General features: G+C 58.4%; 14 protein-coding genes and 3 pseudogenes. 11 read left to right on the forward strand and 6 right to left on the reverse strand.

Going from position 1 to position 15,589, the window contains the following annotated elements; genetic code table 11:
• Nucleotides 1–7: 7 nt before the first annotated feature.
• Nucleotides 8–346, reverse strand: coding sequence for a P-II family nitrogen regulator (glnK, locus tag LIX91_RS24440; RefSeq protein WP_002555808.1), 339 nt, complete (start codon nt 344–346; stop codon nt 8–10).
• A gap of 417 nt (nt 347–763) precedes the next feature.
• Here glnK and LIX91_RS24445 point away from each other — a divergent pair, with 417 nt between their 5' ends.
• On the forward strand, nt 764–1,039 hold the full coding sequence (locus LIX91_RS24445; RefSeq protein ID WP_003437363.1) for an accessory factor UbiK family protein: 276 nt from the start codon (nt 764–766) through the stop codon (nt 1,037–1,039).
• A 46-nt stretch (nt 1,040–1,085) separates the two neighbouring features.
• On the opposite strand, the pseudogene LIX91_RS24450 reads toward LIX91_RS24445, so the two are convergent.
• Nucleotides 1,086–1,390 (reverse strand): annotated as a pseudogene (locus tag LIX91_RS24450) (HigA family addiction module antitoxin).
• 222 nt (nt 1,391–1,612) lie between these two features.
• The gene (locus LIX91_RS24455; RefSeq protein WP_003408332.1) at nt 1,613–2,527 is read right to left on the reverse strand and encodes a LysR family transcriptional regulator; all 915 of its coding nucleotides are present in this window, start codon (nt 2,525–2,527) and stop codon (nt 1,613–1,615) included.
• 475 nt (nt 2,528–3,002) lie between these two features.
• Between LIX91_RS24455 and LIX91_RS24460 the strand changes: the two genes are divergently transcribed.
• The 9 genes from LIX91_RS24460 to LIX91_RS24500 all read left to right on the forward strand — a co-directional run bounded on the left by LIX91_RS24460 (nt 3,003) and on the right by LIX91_RS24500 (nt 11,511).
• Complete coding sequence (locus LIX91_RS24460; RefSeq protein WP_032697555.1) at nt 3,003–4,523, forward strand: amino acid ABC transporter permease/ATP-binding protein; 1,521 nt, start codon at nt 3,003–3,005, stop codon at nt 4,521–4,523.
• 24 nt (nt 4,524–4,547) lie between these two features.
• Entirely contained in the window at nt 4,548–5,420 is an 873-nt protein-coding gene (locus LIX91_RS24465; RefSeq protein WP_226489333.1) for a phytanoyl-CoA dioxygenase family protein, read from the forward strand.
• A 26-nt stretch (nt 5,421–5,446) separates the two neighbouring features.
• The gene (locus LIX91_RS24470; protein WP_003367532.1) at nt 5,447–6,280 is read left to right on the forward strand and encodes a transporter substrate-binding domain-containing protein; all 834 of its coding nucleotides are present in this window, start codon (nt 5,447–5,449) and stop codon (nt 6,278–6,280) included.
• A 58-nt stretch (nt 6,281–6,338) separates the two neighbouring features.
• Nucleotides 6,339–7,070, forward strand: coding sequence for a class II aldolase and adducin N-terminal domain-containing protein (locus tag LIX91_RS24475; RefSeq protein WP_003408339.1), 732 nt, complete (start codon nt 6,339–6,341; stop codon nt 7,068–7,070).
• 125 nt (nt 7,071–7,195) lie between these two features.
• Nucleotides 7,196–8,491 (forward strand): flavin-containing monooxygenase, encoded by a 1,296-nt coding sequence (locus LIX91_RS24480; protein WP_226489334.1) that lies wholly within the window; start codon nt 7,196–7,198, stop codon nt 8,489–8,491.
• Between the two features lie 31 nt (nt 8,492–8,522).
• Nucleotides 8,523–8,939 (forward strand): RidA family protein, encoded by a 417-nt coding sequence (locus tag LIX91_RS24485; RefSeq protein WP_004412295.1) that lies wholly within the window; start codon nt 8,523–8,525, stop codon nt 8,937–8,939.
• A gap of 12 nt (nt 8,940–8,951) precedes the next feature.
• Nucleotides 8,952–9,629 (forward strand): DUF1028 domain-containing protein, encoded by a 678-nt coding sequence (locus tag LIX91_RS24490; protein WP_226489335.1) that lies wholly within the window; start codon nt 8,952–8,954, stop codon nt 9,627–9,629.
• Nucleotides 9,626–10,780 (forward strand): acetylornithine deacetylase, encoded by a 1,155-nt coding sequence (argE, locus tag LIX91_RS24495; RefSeq protein WP_226489336.1) that lies wholly within the window; start codon nt 9,626–9,628, stop codon nt 10,778–10,780. The genes LIX91_RS24490 and argE overlap by 4 nt, the downstream gene beginning before the upstream one ends.
• A gap of 113 nt (nt 10,781–10,893) precedes the next feature.
• On the forward strand, nt 10,894–11,511 hold the full coding sequence (locus LIX91_RS24500) for a hypothetical protein (RefSeq protein ID WP_226489337.1): 618 nt from the start codon (nt 10,894–10,896) through the stop codon (nt 11,509–11,511).
• Between the two features lie 15 nt (nt 11,512–11,526).
• Here the strand turns inward: LIX91_RS24500 and LIX91_RS24505 are convergent, their stop codons facing one another.
• A complete protein-coding gene (locus tag LIX91_RS24505; protein WP_100073282.1) occupies nt 11,527–12,444 on the reverse strand; it encodes an AraC family transcriptional regulator in 918 nt (305 codons plus the stop codon).
• 235 nt (nt 12,445–12,679) lie between these two features.
• Between LIX91_RS24505 and LIX91_RS24510 the strand changes: the two are divergent.
• Nucleotides 12,680–13,414: pseudogene (locus tag LIX91_RS24510) on the forward strand (SDR family oxidoreductase).
• A 15-nt stretch (nt 13,415–13,429) separates the two neighbouring features.
• Here LIX91_RS24510 and LIX91_RS24515 read toward each other — a convergent pair.
• Both LIX91_RS24515 and LIX91_RS24520 read right to left on the reverse strand, forming a co-directional pair.
• Nucleotides 13,430–14,173, reverse strand: coding sequence for a permease (locus tag LIX91_RS24515; protein ID WP_226489338.1), 744 nt, complete (start codon nt 14,171–14,173; stop codon nt 13,430–13,432).
• Between the two features lie 4 nt (nt 14,174–14,177).
• A pseudogene (locus tag LIX91_RS24520) lies at nt 14,178–15,589 on the reverse strand (hypothetical protein); the annotation flags it as partial.

A 15,589-nucleotide genomic window follows, 5' to 3' on the forward strand; every position in this document is an offset into this window, starting at 1 on the left:
TGGCGGCTTAAATAGCGTCTGTATCGGTCTCGCCGGTACGGATGCGAATGGCCTGTTCCAGATTGACCACGAAAATCTTGCCGTCACCGATCTTGCCAGTGTTGGCGGCCTTGGTTATGGCTTCGATGACACGATCCAGATCCTTGTCGTCGATAGCGACATCGATCTTCACTTTGGGAAGGAAGTCGACGACGTATTCAGCACCGCGATAAAGCTCAGTGTGACCCTTCTGACGCCCGAAGCCTTTGACTTCAGTGACGGTGATGCCCTGCACGCCGATTTCAGACAACGACTCGCGAACGTCATCCAGTTTGAACGGCTTGATGATGGCAGTGACTAGCTTCATGAAAACTTTCTCCCGAATTTGGTGGACTTGCCCCAGGAAAACAAACCCGACTCAAGTCTAAGCGCAGTGTCTGGCTTTGTAACGTGCTGGCCGCCTGATCAGGCCAGACCAACTCCAGAAAACCGCTTCTGACGAAACACTTCCCCGCTCCGCCTGCCGCACTGCATTCGTCACAGCGACTGCATCAGTGCATGGGTCATAAGCCACTAAGCAGAAAGCTTGCCATCTCGCGAATATTCATTGAATACAGGCCCTTGGGCTGGTTTTGCGCGACCTTGCAGGGTCCATCATGGAGCTAATGCACAGCAATGGTGCTCATGTGCCCGTCACTGCGCTCCATAAGCGTGCATTGCGCACCCGGGATTGACTATAGACACTGCGTGTTACACTGCCGGCCTCTGATTCAGGAAAATCACCATGCTCGCGCCCAAAGCCTTTCTTGACGCTCTCAGCGGCCACGCCTCTCGCCTGTTCAATGGCGAAACGCCTGTACCGCGCAGCGAATTCGAAACCCAGTTCAAGGCCCTGCTGCAAAGCGGCTTCAGCAAACTGGATCTGGTCAGCCGTGAAGAGTTCGACAGCCAGATGGCCGTCCTCGCCCGCACCCGCGCTCGTCTGGAAGCGCTGGAGGCCAAGATGGCCGAGCTGGAAGAGAAGGCTGGCGGGGCCGCAGGGACTGAAAAAGCCGAATAAGGGCTTTCCTTGTTTTGCGTTCAGTGCGCTGCAGCGCTGAACGTTGTCATGCACAACGGGGCAGGCACCTGACCTGCTCGCGAATCTGAGCGCCTTTTCCATTTCTGTCTTGCGTAGGTCGTGAGTGAGTTGCAGGTTCAGCCAGAACTCAGCGCTCGTCTCAAGGCATGCAGCAAGACGCAGCGCCACATCAGCGCTCACGCCTCTGCGTTGGAGCACAATGTCGTTCACCGTAGGCGTCAACACGTTTAGGGCCCTGGCCAGAGCTGCAGCGGTCAGCCCCATTGGCTCAAGATATTCCTCTTTCAGAACCTCGCCCGGGTGGACAGGGCGCATGCCGTTTTTGGTCATTGGGGGTACCTCAGTGATAATCGACAATTTCCACATTCTCGGGGCCGTTGGTGCCCCAGAAGAGTCTTGAGCGTTTATACGAAAGGTATATTGGTGAGAACGACGACCCGCAATGCGGCCCTTTGCCAAGTGATGTGGGACTTTTCCTTCGTTTGGATAATTAGTGATGTGATGGCCAGAAATGGCTCACGGTTTTATCGGCTGCGCGATTCGTAAGCGCCTTCAGGCTGCAGGCGGGGCCAGCTCGATAGTCCGGCAATAGTCCATGAACAGGCGCGTCGCGCGGGTTGGCTGGTTGTTGCGCAGGTAGGCCATGACCAGGGTGGAGGCGGGCATGTCGTCTTCGATATCGAGCTGTGCCAGCAGCTCGCCGTCGTAGGTCATATTGGTTCTGGGGCGCGTGACCAGTACCGAAAACCCCAGGCCCTGGCCGACCATGCAGCGCACCATTTCGATCGATGGTGAGCTGTACGCGACCACCGGCGCATAACCCTTTTCCGTGAAGATATCGATGAAATAGGTCCTGCTGGGCACGGCGTCGAGCAGGATCATCGGCTCGCGGCTCAGCTCCAGCAAGGTCACGGTTTTTTTCCTGGCCAGAGGGTGGGCTGCCGGCAGCAGCGCATAGGGCTTGTGCGGTGCATTCAATTCCTCCTTGTTGATCGTGGTTCCCAGTTCCAGGTCGTACAGAAACGCCAGATCGAAGCGCCCACGGTGCAGCCCGTGCATCAGTTCATGTTGCTCGCCGTCGTAGAGCTGAATGGTGACGTCCGGGTATAAACGCTTGAAACCGGCCACCAGCCTGGGCATGTAAAGTGGCGCGGCCGACTCAAAGCAGCCAATGGCGATAGTGCCGGAGACGTGTTTGTTTTCAGCTCTTGAGTTTTGTTCCAGCTCTTCGGAAAGTCGCAGCAGCTCTTTGGCTTTCTCATACACTTTTCCGCCACCGGAAGTTAGCGAAACACCTTGCGCATGATGGCGCACAAACAGCGGCTGATTGAAGGCTTCTTCGAGGTTCTTGATAGCAACGGAAATAGACGGCTGTGAAATATGCAACTGCCGAGAGGCCTCGGCAATGCTGTCCATTTCGACGGCTGTCACGAAATACTTGAGCTGTTTCAAGGTGAAGTGAGCCATGGGGTACCTCGTAATAAGCAGACGCCGGACGGCTGCACTTGAATAGCTTTTACCTATGCTTAGCGAGGAGCGTGCCAGGCGCTCGCGTCTTGCGGGATTAGTCGAGCGCGCCGCTGGCTATGGTCATTCAGCAGCACCCTTAAATAATAGACGCTTGCCAGACAAGCCCGCAAATGCGGGCGGCGCACCTATTACGAGCGATTATCGTGGTGTCTTTATTCAATCGCCCTAAAAGTGTGCAATCCACTCGGCGTGACACTAAAGCATCGCTAAGCCTTTTTGAAGCGCTGCTGCCCTGAAGATGAATACAGGCCTATCTGCTTAGGATTTTCCTATGCTGCGGGCCAAAACTTACTATTTGGCTGCCGGACCTGGCATCAATCATGATGGCTTCAGAAGGGCAAACGGACAGCGTCCCGTTTCAACTTCAACAGGACGTCGCCCATCACTATTCAATTTGCCGAGCGAGCCGACAATGACGTTTGATTGGAAATACATGTTTGGCCTGTTCAGCGATACGGAGTTCTGGATGGCCACCTGGACGGTCATTCAACTCAGTGTACTGACCTGGGTCATCAGTATTGTGCTGGGTTTTGTTCTTGCGCTGGCCAAACAATCATCTTTGCCGCTGATCAACTTGCCGGCCAAAGCCTATATCTGGTTATTTCGCAGTTTGCCGTTACTGGTACTGCTGATCTTTGTCTACAACTTGCCACAGGCAGTGCCCGCTACCTCGGCGGTGCTGGCCAATCCGTTCTGGGCCGGCCTGATTGCCATGGTGATGTGCGAAACGGCCTACGTCGCGGAAATTCATCGCGGCGGCCTGCTGTCCATCGCCAAGGGCCAGACCGAAGCTGCCCGGGCACTGGGCCTGCGCTTCGTGGGTACGCAATGGCGGATCGTGATACCGCAGGCGTTGCGTGTGGCGCTGCCGTCGCTGACCAACGAATACATCTCCATCGTCAAACTCAGTTCACTGGTTTCAGTGATCTCGCTGACCGAGATCCTGATGGTCGGTCAGCGCCTGTATTCGCAGAACTTTCTGGTGATGGAAACCATGGCGGCCGTGGCGTTCTATTACGTGCTGGTCGTGACCGTATTCGATTTCCTGCTCAAGCGCCTGGAGCGTCATCTGGACGTGACGCAACGCAAGGTCACCCGCACCCCTGACGCCGAAATGCTTGAGCTGGCCAGCCGCAAATCGGCAGGTGTCGCTCGTCCTGTTATCGACTTCGAAGGGCCGGCACTGCAAGCGACCCGACTGCACAAGGCGTACAACGACATCGAAGTGCTCGGTGCAGTGAGCCTGCAGATCAACTCCGGCGAGGTGGTGTCGGTGATCGGCCCATCAGGCTCGGGCAAAACCACGCTGATCCGGCTGCTCAACGGCCTTGAGCAGATCGACAACGGCGACATCAAGATCAACGGCCAGCCATTCATTCACCTGGTTCGCCAGGGCGCGCAAAAGCCGCGTTATGTGGAGAACGCCGCCTACCGGCTGAACATCGGCATGGTGTTTCAGAGCTTCAACCTGTTTCCGCACCTGACGGTATTGAACAACCTGCTGCTGGCCCCGCGTTATCACCGCCTGGCGCCGGTACCCGAACTCAAGCAGCAGGCCTACGAGTTGCTGAACAAGGTCGGGATGCTGGAGCACGCCTGGAAATACCCGCATCAGTTGTCGGGGGGCCAGCAGCAACGTGTCGCCATCGCCCGCGCCCTGATGATGCGCCCGCAAATCATGCTGTTCGACGAGCCCACCTCGGCGCTCGACCCGGAGAAGGTCAACGAGGTGTTGCAGGTCATTGAAACCCTGGCCCAGGAAGGCATCACGATGGTCATCGTGACCCATGAAATGAACTTCGCTTTCAAGGTCTCTGACCGCATCGTCTTTATGGAGAAGGGACGCGTGATCTGCGATGACAAACCCCAGGCGCTACGCGACGGCCAGCACCCCCGCGTTGAAGCCTTTCTTAAAGACGTCTCACTGGCCTGAGGCCTTGTTGAAGAGGAGAAGAACATGATCGAGCAATGGCAGATTGACCAGTTTCACGAGCAGGGTTTTCTGGTAGTGGAGGGCGTGCTGGCAGCCGATGAAGTGGCAGCGCTGCAACAGGACTTCGACCAGTGGGTCGACGACAGCCGCAGTCAGAGTCAGGCCTGGGGGCAGACTCAGGACGGGCGTCCGCGCTTCGACATCGAAAGCGATCATCGGCCGGATCATCCGTCGCTGCGCCGCGTGGCTTCGCCCACGGAGATCTCGCCGGCTTACCAGCACGCAGCATTCCAGTCACGCATGGCAGCCATCGCGGCGCAGCTGATCGGCGGCAACGGCACCCGTTTTCATCACAGCAAGATCAACTCCAAGCTGCCGCACACCGCGACTCAGGTGAAGTGGCATCAGGACTTTCTCTTCACACCGCACAGCAACGATGACCTGGTTACCGCGTTGCTGATGATCAGCGATGTGACCCCCGAAAACGGCCCGCTGAACGTGGCGCCGGGCAGCCATAAGCAGGCGCTTTGGTCGCATTGGCAGAACGAGCGTTTCACCGGTGCCGTGGAAGATGCGGTGGTTGAACAGCATTGTCAGCAACCGGTCGCCTGCTATGGGCCGTCGGGCTCGGTGTGCTTCATGCACACACGCCTGCTGCACGCTTCAAGCCCTAATGAAACCGAGTTTCCACGCACGCTGTTCATCAGCGTCTATGCCGCCGAAGACGCATTGCCGTTCGGTGAGAACCCTTTGCCCAGCCAGCATGCCGGGTTGATGGTTGCAGGCCAGGAAAGCGGTCTTGTACGCAGCACCGAGAACCACATACGCCTGCCGCAGAAACCCAAGGGTGCTTCATTTTTCGTGCAGCAAGCCGGAAAAGACGCCGCCGTTGCCTGATCTCCATGACTCCCCGAGGAATACCTATGAAGCTGTCAGCTCTGATTGTTCGTCCCGTAGCCCTGGCTTTGCTGGGCGCGGTGGTTGCCATGTCCTCGTCTGCCGCTTCGGCCTTCCAGCAGCCCGGCAAGATCATCGCCGGCTCGGACATGACGTTCTTCCCCTATGAATACATGGACAAGAACCGTCCCGCCGGTTTCGACATCGAGTTTCTCGACGGCCTGGCGAAGGTCATGGGGCTCAAGGCCGAGAACATCGACACGCGCTTTCCCAATCTGATCGGCGGGCTGCAGGGCGGACGTTTCGACATTACCAACTCGTCGATGTACATCACCGCCGACCGCCTGAAAGTCATCGATATGATTCCTTATCTGAAAAGCGGTGAGGCGATTCTGTCGGTCAAGGGCAGCGACTATCAGCCCAAGACGCCAGAGGACTTCTGTGGCCACAAGATCGGCTCCATGGCGGCCACTTCATGGCTGCAACAACTGCAGAAACTCTCGACCGACTACTGCGTGAAGAATGGCCTGCAGCCGATCGCCATCAGCGAGTACGGCACCGACCCACAGACCACTCAGGCCATGCTGGCCCATGCCGTCGAAGCGCAAATCACTGACGCAGCCGTCGCGCGCGGCGTGGTCGAAAAACTGGGTAGCCGGGTGGTGATTTCTTCCGAAACCCTGATCTACCCGGTGCTCAACGGCTTTGGCGTGAAGAAGGGCAACGACGAGGTCCGCAAGGCTCTTGAGGACGGCCTTGAGAAGTACAGCAAGACCCCGGAATACGCCGCGCTGCTGGAGAAGTACAAGTTCCAGGCACCGACCGCCGATGACATCGCCGCCCTGATGCCCAAGCCCTGACAACCAAAGGACGTGCCTGGCAGGTTCGGCAGGCACGCTCGACCGGAGAGCAACTAGCATGGCCCTTAATTTCGAAGAGCAGACGCGCATAGACCTGGCCGCGACGTTTCGCATCATCGCCCACCTGGGTATGCATGAAGCGGTCGCCAACCACTTCAGCGCGGCCATTTCGGCGGATGGCAAACAGTTTTTGCTCAACCCGAAGTGGAAACATTTTTCACGCGTACGTGCCAGCGATCTGTTGCTGCTCGACGCCGATGATGCCGACGCGGCGCATCGCCCCGATGTCGATGCGACGGCATGGTCCATTCACGGCCAGGTCCACCAGCGTTTGCCCGATGCGCGCGTGGTGCTGCACTTGCACCCGGTCTACACCACAGCCGTGGCGTGCCTGGCCAAGCCGCATATTCCGCCCATCGATCAGAACACTGCGCGCTACTTCAACCGCATCGCGGTGGACGAGCTTTACGGCGGCATGGCCGACACGACCGCCGAGGGCGCTCGACTGGCCGGTTTGCTGGAGGACAAGAGCCGCTTGTTGATGGGCAACCACGGCGTGATCGTGACCGCGCCGACCGTCGGCGAAGCCTTCGATGACATCTGGACCCTGGAGCGCGCCTGCCAGATTCTGGTGACGGCCTGGTCTACCGGCCAGCCGCTCAAGGTGCTGGCGGACGATGTCGCCGAGAAGACCGCCCGTGACTGGCAGAAGATTACGGATTTCTCTCGTCAGCACTTCGAGGAAATGAAACTGCTGATGATTCAGGCTGACCCCTCTTTGGTCGACTGATCGCCCCTGCTACTGACTGGATGCGCGTCTGCGGATGGCGTAGGGCTTTTTGCGCCCGCGCGTCGAGGTTTCATCCATTTTTCTTACGTCAACACGCCGTAAATCACCTGTCGAGGGATGCCGAGATGACAGAAAAAATCATAGAAATCGATACGCTCGTCGTAGGTGCAGGGCAGGCCGGAGTGGCCACCAGCGAACACCTGAGCCGTCTTGGCATCGAGCACCTGGTGCTTGAAAAACACCGCGTTGCCGAGGCATGGCGCAGTGGCCGCTGGGACTCGCTGGTAGCCAACGGTCCGGCCTGGCATGACCGGTTTCCCGGCCTTGAATTCGCCATGGATCAGGACGGGTTCGCGGGCAAGGAGCAGGTGGCCGAATACTTCGAGCGCTATGCCCGCACATTCAACGCGCCGATCAAGACCGGCGTTGAGGTCAAGCGCGTTACCCGCAATACCGGGCGTGCAGGCTTTACCGTCGAAACCAGCGCCGGCACCTATGTGGTCAATCATCTGGTCTCGGCGACAGGGCCGTTCCAGAAGCCGGTCATCCCGCCGATTGCGCCGGTTAACGAGGCGCTTCATCAGATCCACTCGGCGCACTATTTCAATCCGCAACAACTGCCCGAGGGTGGCGTATTGGTGGTCGGCGCCGGCTCCTCGGGTGTGCAGATCGCCGAGGAGCTGCTGCTCTCGGGTCGCAAAGTGTACTTGTCGGTCGGCCCTCACGACCGTCCGCCGCGCGCCTATCGCGGCCGGGATTTCTGCTGGTGGATGGGTGTGCTGGGGTTGTGGGACAGCGAAACCATGCAGCCCGGCAAAGAGCACGTGACCATTGCGGTCAGTGGTGCAAGGGGCGGCTACACGGTCGACTTCCGCCGGCTGGCCCAGGCCGGAATGAACCTCGTGGGCCTGACCGAAAGCTTCGTCGGCAACAAGGTGCACTTCCAGAACGATCTGGTGAGCAACCTCGACAGTGGCGACGCGAACTACCTGTCGCTGCTCGATGCCGCTGATGCCTACGCCGCACGCAACGGCCTGGACCTGCCGCTGGAGCCGTCGGCCCGTGAACGCGTGGCGGATGCGCCGTGCATCACCCATCCGTTCAGCGAGCTGGACCTGATCGAGTCAGGCGTCACGTCGATCATCTGGGCCACCGGTTATGCCCTGGATTACAGCTGGCTGCAGGTCGATGCCTTCGACAGCAAAGGCAAACCTCGTCACCAGCGTGGCGTGTCCTGCGAGCAAGGCCTGTACTTCGTCGGCCTGCCATGGCTGTCACGCCGCGGCTCCGCGTTTATCTGGGGCGTATGGCACGACGCCAAACACGTCGCCGATCAGATCGCCACGCAGCACAAATACCGTTCCTATGACGCAGGCAAACGTGCGACTCCCGTCGTGCCGTTGCGCAACGTCAGCGGTTGATCATCGCGCTCAATGCCCACAGGAGTTACCCATGACTACGCCGACTCATACTCGTATCCGCATGTTCAACACCAAGGACACCTACCCCAATCAAAGCCTGAACAACGACCTGTGTCAGGCGGTGCGCGCGGGCAATACCGTGTACGTCAGGGGTCAGGTCGGCACCGATTTCGACGGCAATCTGGTCGGCCTCGGTGACCCGGCTGCACAGGCGCAGCAGGCGATGAAAAACGTCAAGCAATTGCTCGAAGAGGCGGGCAGTGACCTGTCGCACATCGTCAAGACCACCACTTACATCACCGACCCGCGCTACCGCGAGCCGGTCTATCACGAAGTGGGCACGTGGTTGAAAGGCGTGTTCCCGATTTCCACCGGGCTGGTGGTGTCGGCGCTGGGGCAGCCGCAATGGCTGATGGAAATCGACGTGATCGCCGTGATCCCTGAATAAGGACTGTTGCCCATGACTTTTTCCATTGCCGCCCGCTGTGCCAAAACCGGCCAGTTGGGCATTGCCATCAGCTCATCGAGCATTGCCGTAGGCGCACGTTGCCCCTGGCTGCGTGCGGGTGTCGGCGCGGTGTCGTCGCAGAACATCACACTGCCGGCCCTGGGACCGCAGATGCTGGACCTGATGGAGCAGGGCATGTCTGCCTCTCAGGCGCTGGACCAGGTCATGAACGTCAGCCCGTTCAGCGAGTATCGGCAGATCACGGCGATTGATCATCAGGGGCGAGTCGCGCATTTCAGCGGCAGCGAAACACTGGGCATCAACAACGCGGGCAGCGGCGATCAATGCGTGGTGGCTGGCAACATGCTGTCGAGCCCGACGGTCATCGACGCGATGATTCAGTGTTTCGAGCAGGCCACCGGGCACCTGGCAGAGCGCTTGTTACAGGCGATGCAGGCCGGTCTGGCAGCAGGCGGCGAAGCGGGGCCGGTCCATTCGGCAGCGCTGAAAGTCGTGGGCGAGCAGTCCTGGCCCATCGTCGAGCTGCGCGTCGACTGGGCCGAGCACGACCCGCTAGGCGAGCTGAAAAGTCTTTGGCAGGCCTATCAGCCACAGATGCAGGATTACCTCGACCGCGCCCTGAACCCGGCTGGCGCACCAGGCTACGGCGTGCCCGGAGACGAGCGATGAGCTCCAGCCGCGAGCTGTTGGCGCGGCTGGTGGCCTTCGACACCACCAGTCGCGAATCGAATCTGGCCCTGATCGACTTCGTGGTTGAATACCTGGGACGCTTCGGCGTCTCCTGCGAGTTGATCTACAACGCGCAGAAAACCAAGGCCAATCTGTTCGCCACCATCGGCCCGGCTGACGTGCCAGGCATCGTGTTGTCCGGTCACACCGACGTGGTGCCGGTCGACGGCCAGCCATGGACGTTCCCGCCGTTCGAACTGAGCGAAGCGGATGGCAAACTCTACGGCCGTGGCACTGCGGACATGAAAGGCTACATTGCCTGCGTGCTGGCGCTGGTCCCGGCGCTGACCCAGGCATCGCTGCACATGCCGGTGCATATCGCGCTGTCCTACGACGAGGAGGTGGGTTGCCTGGGCGTACGCTCGTTACTGGCATCGCTTCGGGCGCGGCCGGTGAAGCCGATGCTGTGTGTGATCGGCGAGCCGACGGAGTTGCAGCCGGTGCTCGGCCACAAGGGCAAGGTCGCGGTGCGCTGCGATGTACACGGTGCCGCCTGCCATTCGGCCCACGCGCCCAGTGGCGTCAACGCCATTGAGTATGCGGCGCAGTTGATCGGTGAGCTGGGTCGCCTGGGTGAGGCGTTACGGGTGGCTGACGCCCTTGATGAGCGCTTCGATCCGCCGTTTTCGACCATCCAGACCGGCGTGATCAGCGGCGGTACGGCCTTGAACATCGTGCCCGAGCAGTGCCGTTTCGATTTCGAAGTGCGTGCGCTTCCCACCCTGGACCCGCAACAGATCGTCACTGCCATGCACGCCTACGCCGAGCAAAAACTGTTGCCGGCCATGCAGGCGGTCAGTGCCCGGAGCGAGATTCGCTTCACTGAACTGTCGAGCTATCCGGGGCTGGATATTCCCCTGCACAGCCAGGCGGCGGAATTGATTGCCGGATTCTGTGGCTCCCGGACTTTCGGCACGGTGGCGTTCGGAACCGAAGGTGGGTTGTTCGATCAGTCAGGCATTCCGGCTGTGGTCTGCGGGCCGGGCAGCATGGAGCAGGGACACAAGCCGGACGAGTTCATCAGCGTCGCGCAACTTGACGCCTGTGACTCGATGCTCAAACGTGTACTGGCCTTCGCGTCGCGGCCATGAATCGCTCCGGACTTCAGTGATACAGTTGCGCGCCGAAATACGCTAACGTCTCGGCGCGCCAGTCATGAACTGGCCACTCCTCCCGGCTATTCGAACGTTCTATGGATGGAAGCATGACTGACAAACGTCCCCTTACTCACTGCTCCCTGGCCGCAACCCTGTGGTTGTGTGTCGGCACGTCGGCTTTCGCTCAGGACACCGCACTGCATTCCGGCAAGTACGAGCAGTTGATGCTGGCCGTAACGCCCGAGCATCAGGTCCAGGGTTATTACTCGGAGACGCGCGGCGAGGCATTCAGCTGTGCGTTCTATCTGCAAGGCAAGGTCGAGGCCGGGAAGGGCGCAGCGGTGTCGTCCTGGCTGGATGACGTCTATCCAGGAACACTAAAGGCCTCGGCTGATGGCGTGGTGCTGACGATCAAGCAAGGCCGGCAGCACCCCGGCTGCATGAACGTGATGGCGCCGGACATCGCCACCGGCATGGATCTGACCCGGACCGCCAGCAAGCAGTGGGTCGGTCTGGTGACCGTCACCGCGGACAAGGCCTGGCTGCAAAAAACACCGAATGCCAAAGCCACCCGAGGCGCCTATATCGTCAAGGATGATGTCGTCGGGGTTCTGGCATTCAAGGATGGCGCGGCTCAGGTCGAGTTCATCAATGCCGATGATCGCTCGTTCACCGGGTGGATCAGTCAGGACCAATATGCGCGGTTGGCCGCGCCCGGACGCTGATGTCGGACGGGGAGGTCAGCCAATCTGCCGCACTCGGCTGAGATCTGTCGAGGGCGGGCAGCCAAACTGGCGGCTGTACTCCCTGCTGAACTGCGAAGGGCTTTCATAACCGACGCGATAGCAGGCGCTGGAGGCGTCCAGGCCTTCATTGATGATCAGTCGTCGAGCTTCTTGCAGGCGCAGCTTTTTCTGATACTGCAACGGGCTCATGGCGGTCAGCGCCTTGAATCGGTGGTGCAGCGTCGAATTGCCAAGGTTGGCCAGACGTGCCAGTTCGTCGATGCGCAGCGTCTCGGTGTAATGACTGTTCAGCCAGTCGACCGCCCGCGTAACGCGATGCGTCTGCGAATCCCCAACCGCGATTTCGTAGAGTCGCCGCCCATTGTTGCCGCGTAGCAGCCGGTAGTAGAGCTCCCGAAGTGCAAGGGGCGCGAGCATGCCGATGTCGCGAGGCGTGTCGAGCAGGCGCACCAGCCTCAACACCGTCTCCAGCAATGGCTGATCCATTGGCTCAAGAAAAAGGCCCCGCTGCGGCTCGTCCGGAACACCGTTCAGTGGCGCTTCCGCAATGAGCTGGGCAATGTGCGCAGGCTCGAAATCCAGACGAATACACAGATAGGGTGCCTCGCCACTCGCTTCAAGCACGCGCCCGGCGACCGGCACAGTCACCGCGACGACCAGATAGCTGAGCGGGTCGTACACATATTGCTCATCGCCCAGCGCAACCTCCTTGCGACCTTGAACGATCACGCAAAGGGCTGGCCGATGCAGCGCATGAATCAGCTCGGACGGTGCATCGCAGCGGATAACGTGCAGCGGCGCAATAGCGGTTTCATAAACACCGGGTGCCGCAAAGCGCTGCATCAGCAACTGGATGATTTCAGCCCGGCAAACATCGGTGCCCGGAGCGCTCGCAGCATTGTGTGTATCCATGAATAACCCCGTCCCAAGTCAGTGTTGCTGCACGCCTTTCCTTTGCATCGAACGCCATCATAGCGGCCATTGTGCAGCGATTCAGCGTAAGGCAGATCCACAGACAGGAATAGGCAAGTGTCGCGCAGGTATCGGCATGCACGCAGTGATCAGCGACTCGTAGCATGGCCATCGCAATCAGTTTGAGCCGCGCGCTGAAACTGAGCCAACGATGACTTCACGAGGAAAGCCAGTCATGTCGAACATTCAAGGCAAGGTTGTACTGATCACCGGCGCCAGCAGCGGCATTGGCGAAGCTGCCGCCCGACTCATCGCCGCCAAGGGCGCACACGTGGTGCTGGGCGCTCGGCGCATCGAGCGTCTGCAGACGCTGGCGGCAGACATCGAAGCGCAGGGCGGCTCGGCACGCTTCCGCGCGCTGGACGTGACCGATGCGCTCGACATGCAAGCCTTTGCCGACTTCGCCAAACACGCGTTCGGCAAGATCGACGTGATCATCAACAACGCCGGCGTCATGCCCCTGTAGCCGCTCGCCGCGCTGAAAATCGCAGAGTGGAACCAGATGCTCGACGTCAACGTGCGCGGCGTACTGCACGGCATCGCCGCCGTGCTGCCGAGCATGCAAGCGCAAGGGCACGGCCAGATCATCAACATCTCGTCCATCGGCGGCCTCGCCGTTTCCCCGACCGCCGCGGTGTACTGCGCCACCAAATTCGCTGTTCGCGCCATCTCCGACGGCCTACGGCAGGAGACCGACAAAATCCGCGTCACCGTCGTCTGCCCCGGCGTGGTCGAATCAGAACTGGCCGACTCGATTTCCGACGAGACCGCGCGTGACGCGATGAAAGCGTTTCGAAAGGTTGCGCTGGAACCGGATGCGATCGCACGCGCGCTTGTTTACGCGATCGAGCAGCCGGATGGGGTGGATGTGAGCGAGATTGTGGTGCGGCCTACGGGGAGTGCTTATTGAGACCGGTAATGAGGGCTACCACTTCCAGGCCCTTTCAGTGAACTCGGCCGTTGGGGGGAGCGCGCCACGGAGAAACGCGAGGTATTTGTTGAACAGGACCTCGTGCTGGAAGCGGGCCTCGAAGCCAAGTGTGACGTCGGTGCGGTGGGTGATGATCATGAGGCGCTTTCGGTCGACGGTGACGAAGTTGTACTCGGCCCATGGCAGGCTTTGTTCGCGGTGGATGGGGTTTTCCCAGTTGAGTAGCTTGATGGCTGCGATAAAGGCCATGGCCACGGGGCCGATCAGGAACAGCAGCGAGCCTGTGAAGAGTGCTACAAAAACGAATATCAGGATGACGGCTATGGCGGTACCCTTGAAAAGGGATGAGGCGAAGTCGGGGTAGTGGAGGTGGTACTCAACGAGGGCGTGGTTGGTTTTGATGGTGTAGTTGTAGATGGTTTTTTGGCGGATGAGCAGTGTGACGAAGTACAAATAATTTCCGATAAAAAGCAGGGTTAATATGAATAACCAGTGCGGCTCCTGAGTGAACGCCTCCCACCACACCCAAACGTTGAATATGAACATGGCTATATGTCCTAGGCCTAAAAGAAGCTGCATTCGCATAACTTCTTTTTTGTGAGATGCGATAGTTTTTATTGTCCAGTTAAGGATGTCTACTTCTGCATAAGAAGCGTTGGTTATAATAGGAGCTATCAATCTAGAGTTATTCTCCTTAGGCAAGGTCTCTTGCTGGGGAATGGGTTCTTTTCTAAGCATGCTATTACTCTGCGATTTCCAGTGTCATGAAGCCGAGTCGGTTTGAACTTTTAACTTCAAGATCGGTTGCTGACGAGCCTTCAAAAGATGTATATCCTTGAGTGTCCAGTTCTATTTGGAATAGATAGCCCGTATCCTCTACGCCGGTACATATTAAATTCTCGGGATACCAAATTTGCAGCTCCAAGTAACGTGCATCCTGTTCTAGCGGCACCCAGGTCTCCCAAATAACATCTTCACCCTCAGGTGGCATCAATGGAAATGTGAAATCTTTATGAGCATGTTCTATACGCTTTTCGGTCAGCACTTCGAACTGGCTGGTGGCCCTGAACTGTCCTCTATCCAAGAAGTCCTGATATATCTGTTGGTCTATTTTATTCACTGGCATTATGCCCCAAGGACGCTTGCTGCTGATAATGTTGAAATTTACTGAGCGTCCGCGCAATATATTTGGTAAGCGAAGTTGTATGCCTGCACCGTTTTGAATCGTCGCGCTAAAATAGTCACCTTTACCCAAATATCGATCTTCATAATGTGTGGTGCTTTTAACATGAAGTTGTGGGCCTAGCTGTATCTCAAGCAAGTTACGAATCTCGTCGTAATGACCCTGAGGGGTTTCTGGGTGGCGATATTGAGGCGTTCTGGACCAGCAGCATTTTCGTAGCCACCAGCCGACACGATCTTGCTTGAAATAATTTAGCGCCATCGTCGCTAAAAGATAGATTGTACCTGTAACGAGTAGAGCGAAACTAAACCAAGGACTCATGACTAATATAGTCAGCCTGCTTGCAGGAGAAATGCCCACTAGCAATTGAGCCAGCGAGCCCAACCCCATCGCAGAGGCAGCAAAGCCTTTTATGATAGTCGCGTTTTTTTCTGCCGAAGTTTCCAGCTTGTTCCAGTCATCGCGAATATCCATTACCTCTAACATTACCGCCGCTACCCCAAACGTCCCCATCGCCACCATCGAAACCCTGAACCCACGTACCGCATCACTCCACGCCGTATTTCCCTTCGCCCTCCAATAACCCGCAGAACGATCCAGAATTCCCACATTCTTGCCATCAATCATCACCGGCGTGGCATCCTTGATCACGCGCCACGGCGCTTCAACAAACACCGCCATCAACAGGTTAAAGCTATACCCCAGCCCATACGTCACCTTGCCAATATCCTTGGCACTGAAGTCTCCATCCCGAGTAAGGTCCCGATAGGTGAGAGCGGTGTTGATGAAGTTGAGCACGATCACGCCCCAGGTGATCGAGCCGGCAATCCCTCCCAGTCGATCGAGCCAACGCTTGGCGCTGCTCAGCCATTCTTTGGTGATGGCTTTGCCGGACTGGAAGTGCAGGCGAATTTCGTCCTGCAACTGCTTGGCGTATTGGTTGTTCTGATAGTCGAGCAGAGCGGGCATGT

Source organism: Pseudomonas sp. B20, from assembly GCF_020515755.1.
GTDB lineage: Bacteria > Pseudomonadota > Gammaproteobacteria > Pseudomonadales > Pseudomonadaceae > Aquipseudomonas > Aquipseudomonas syringae.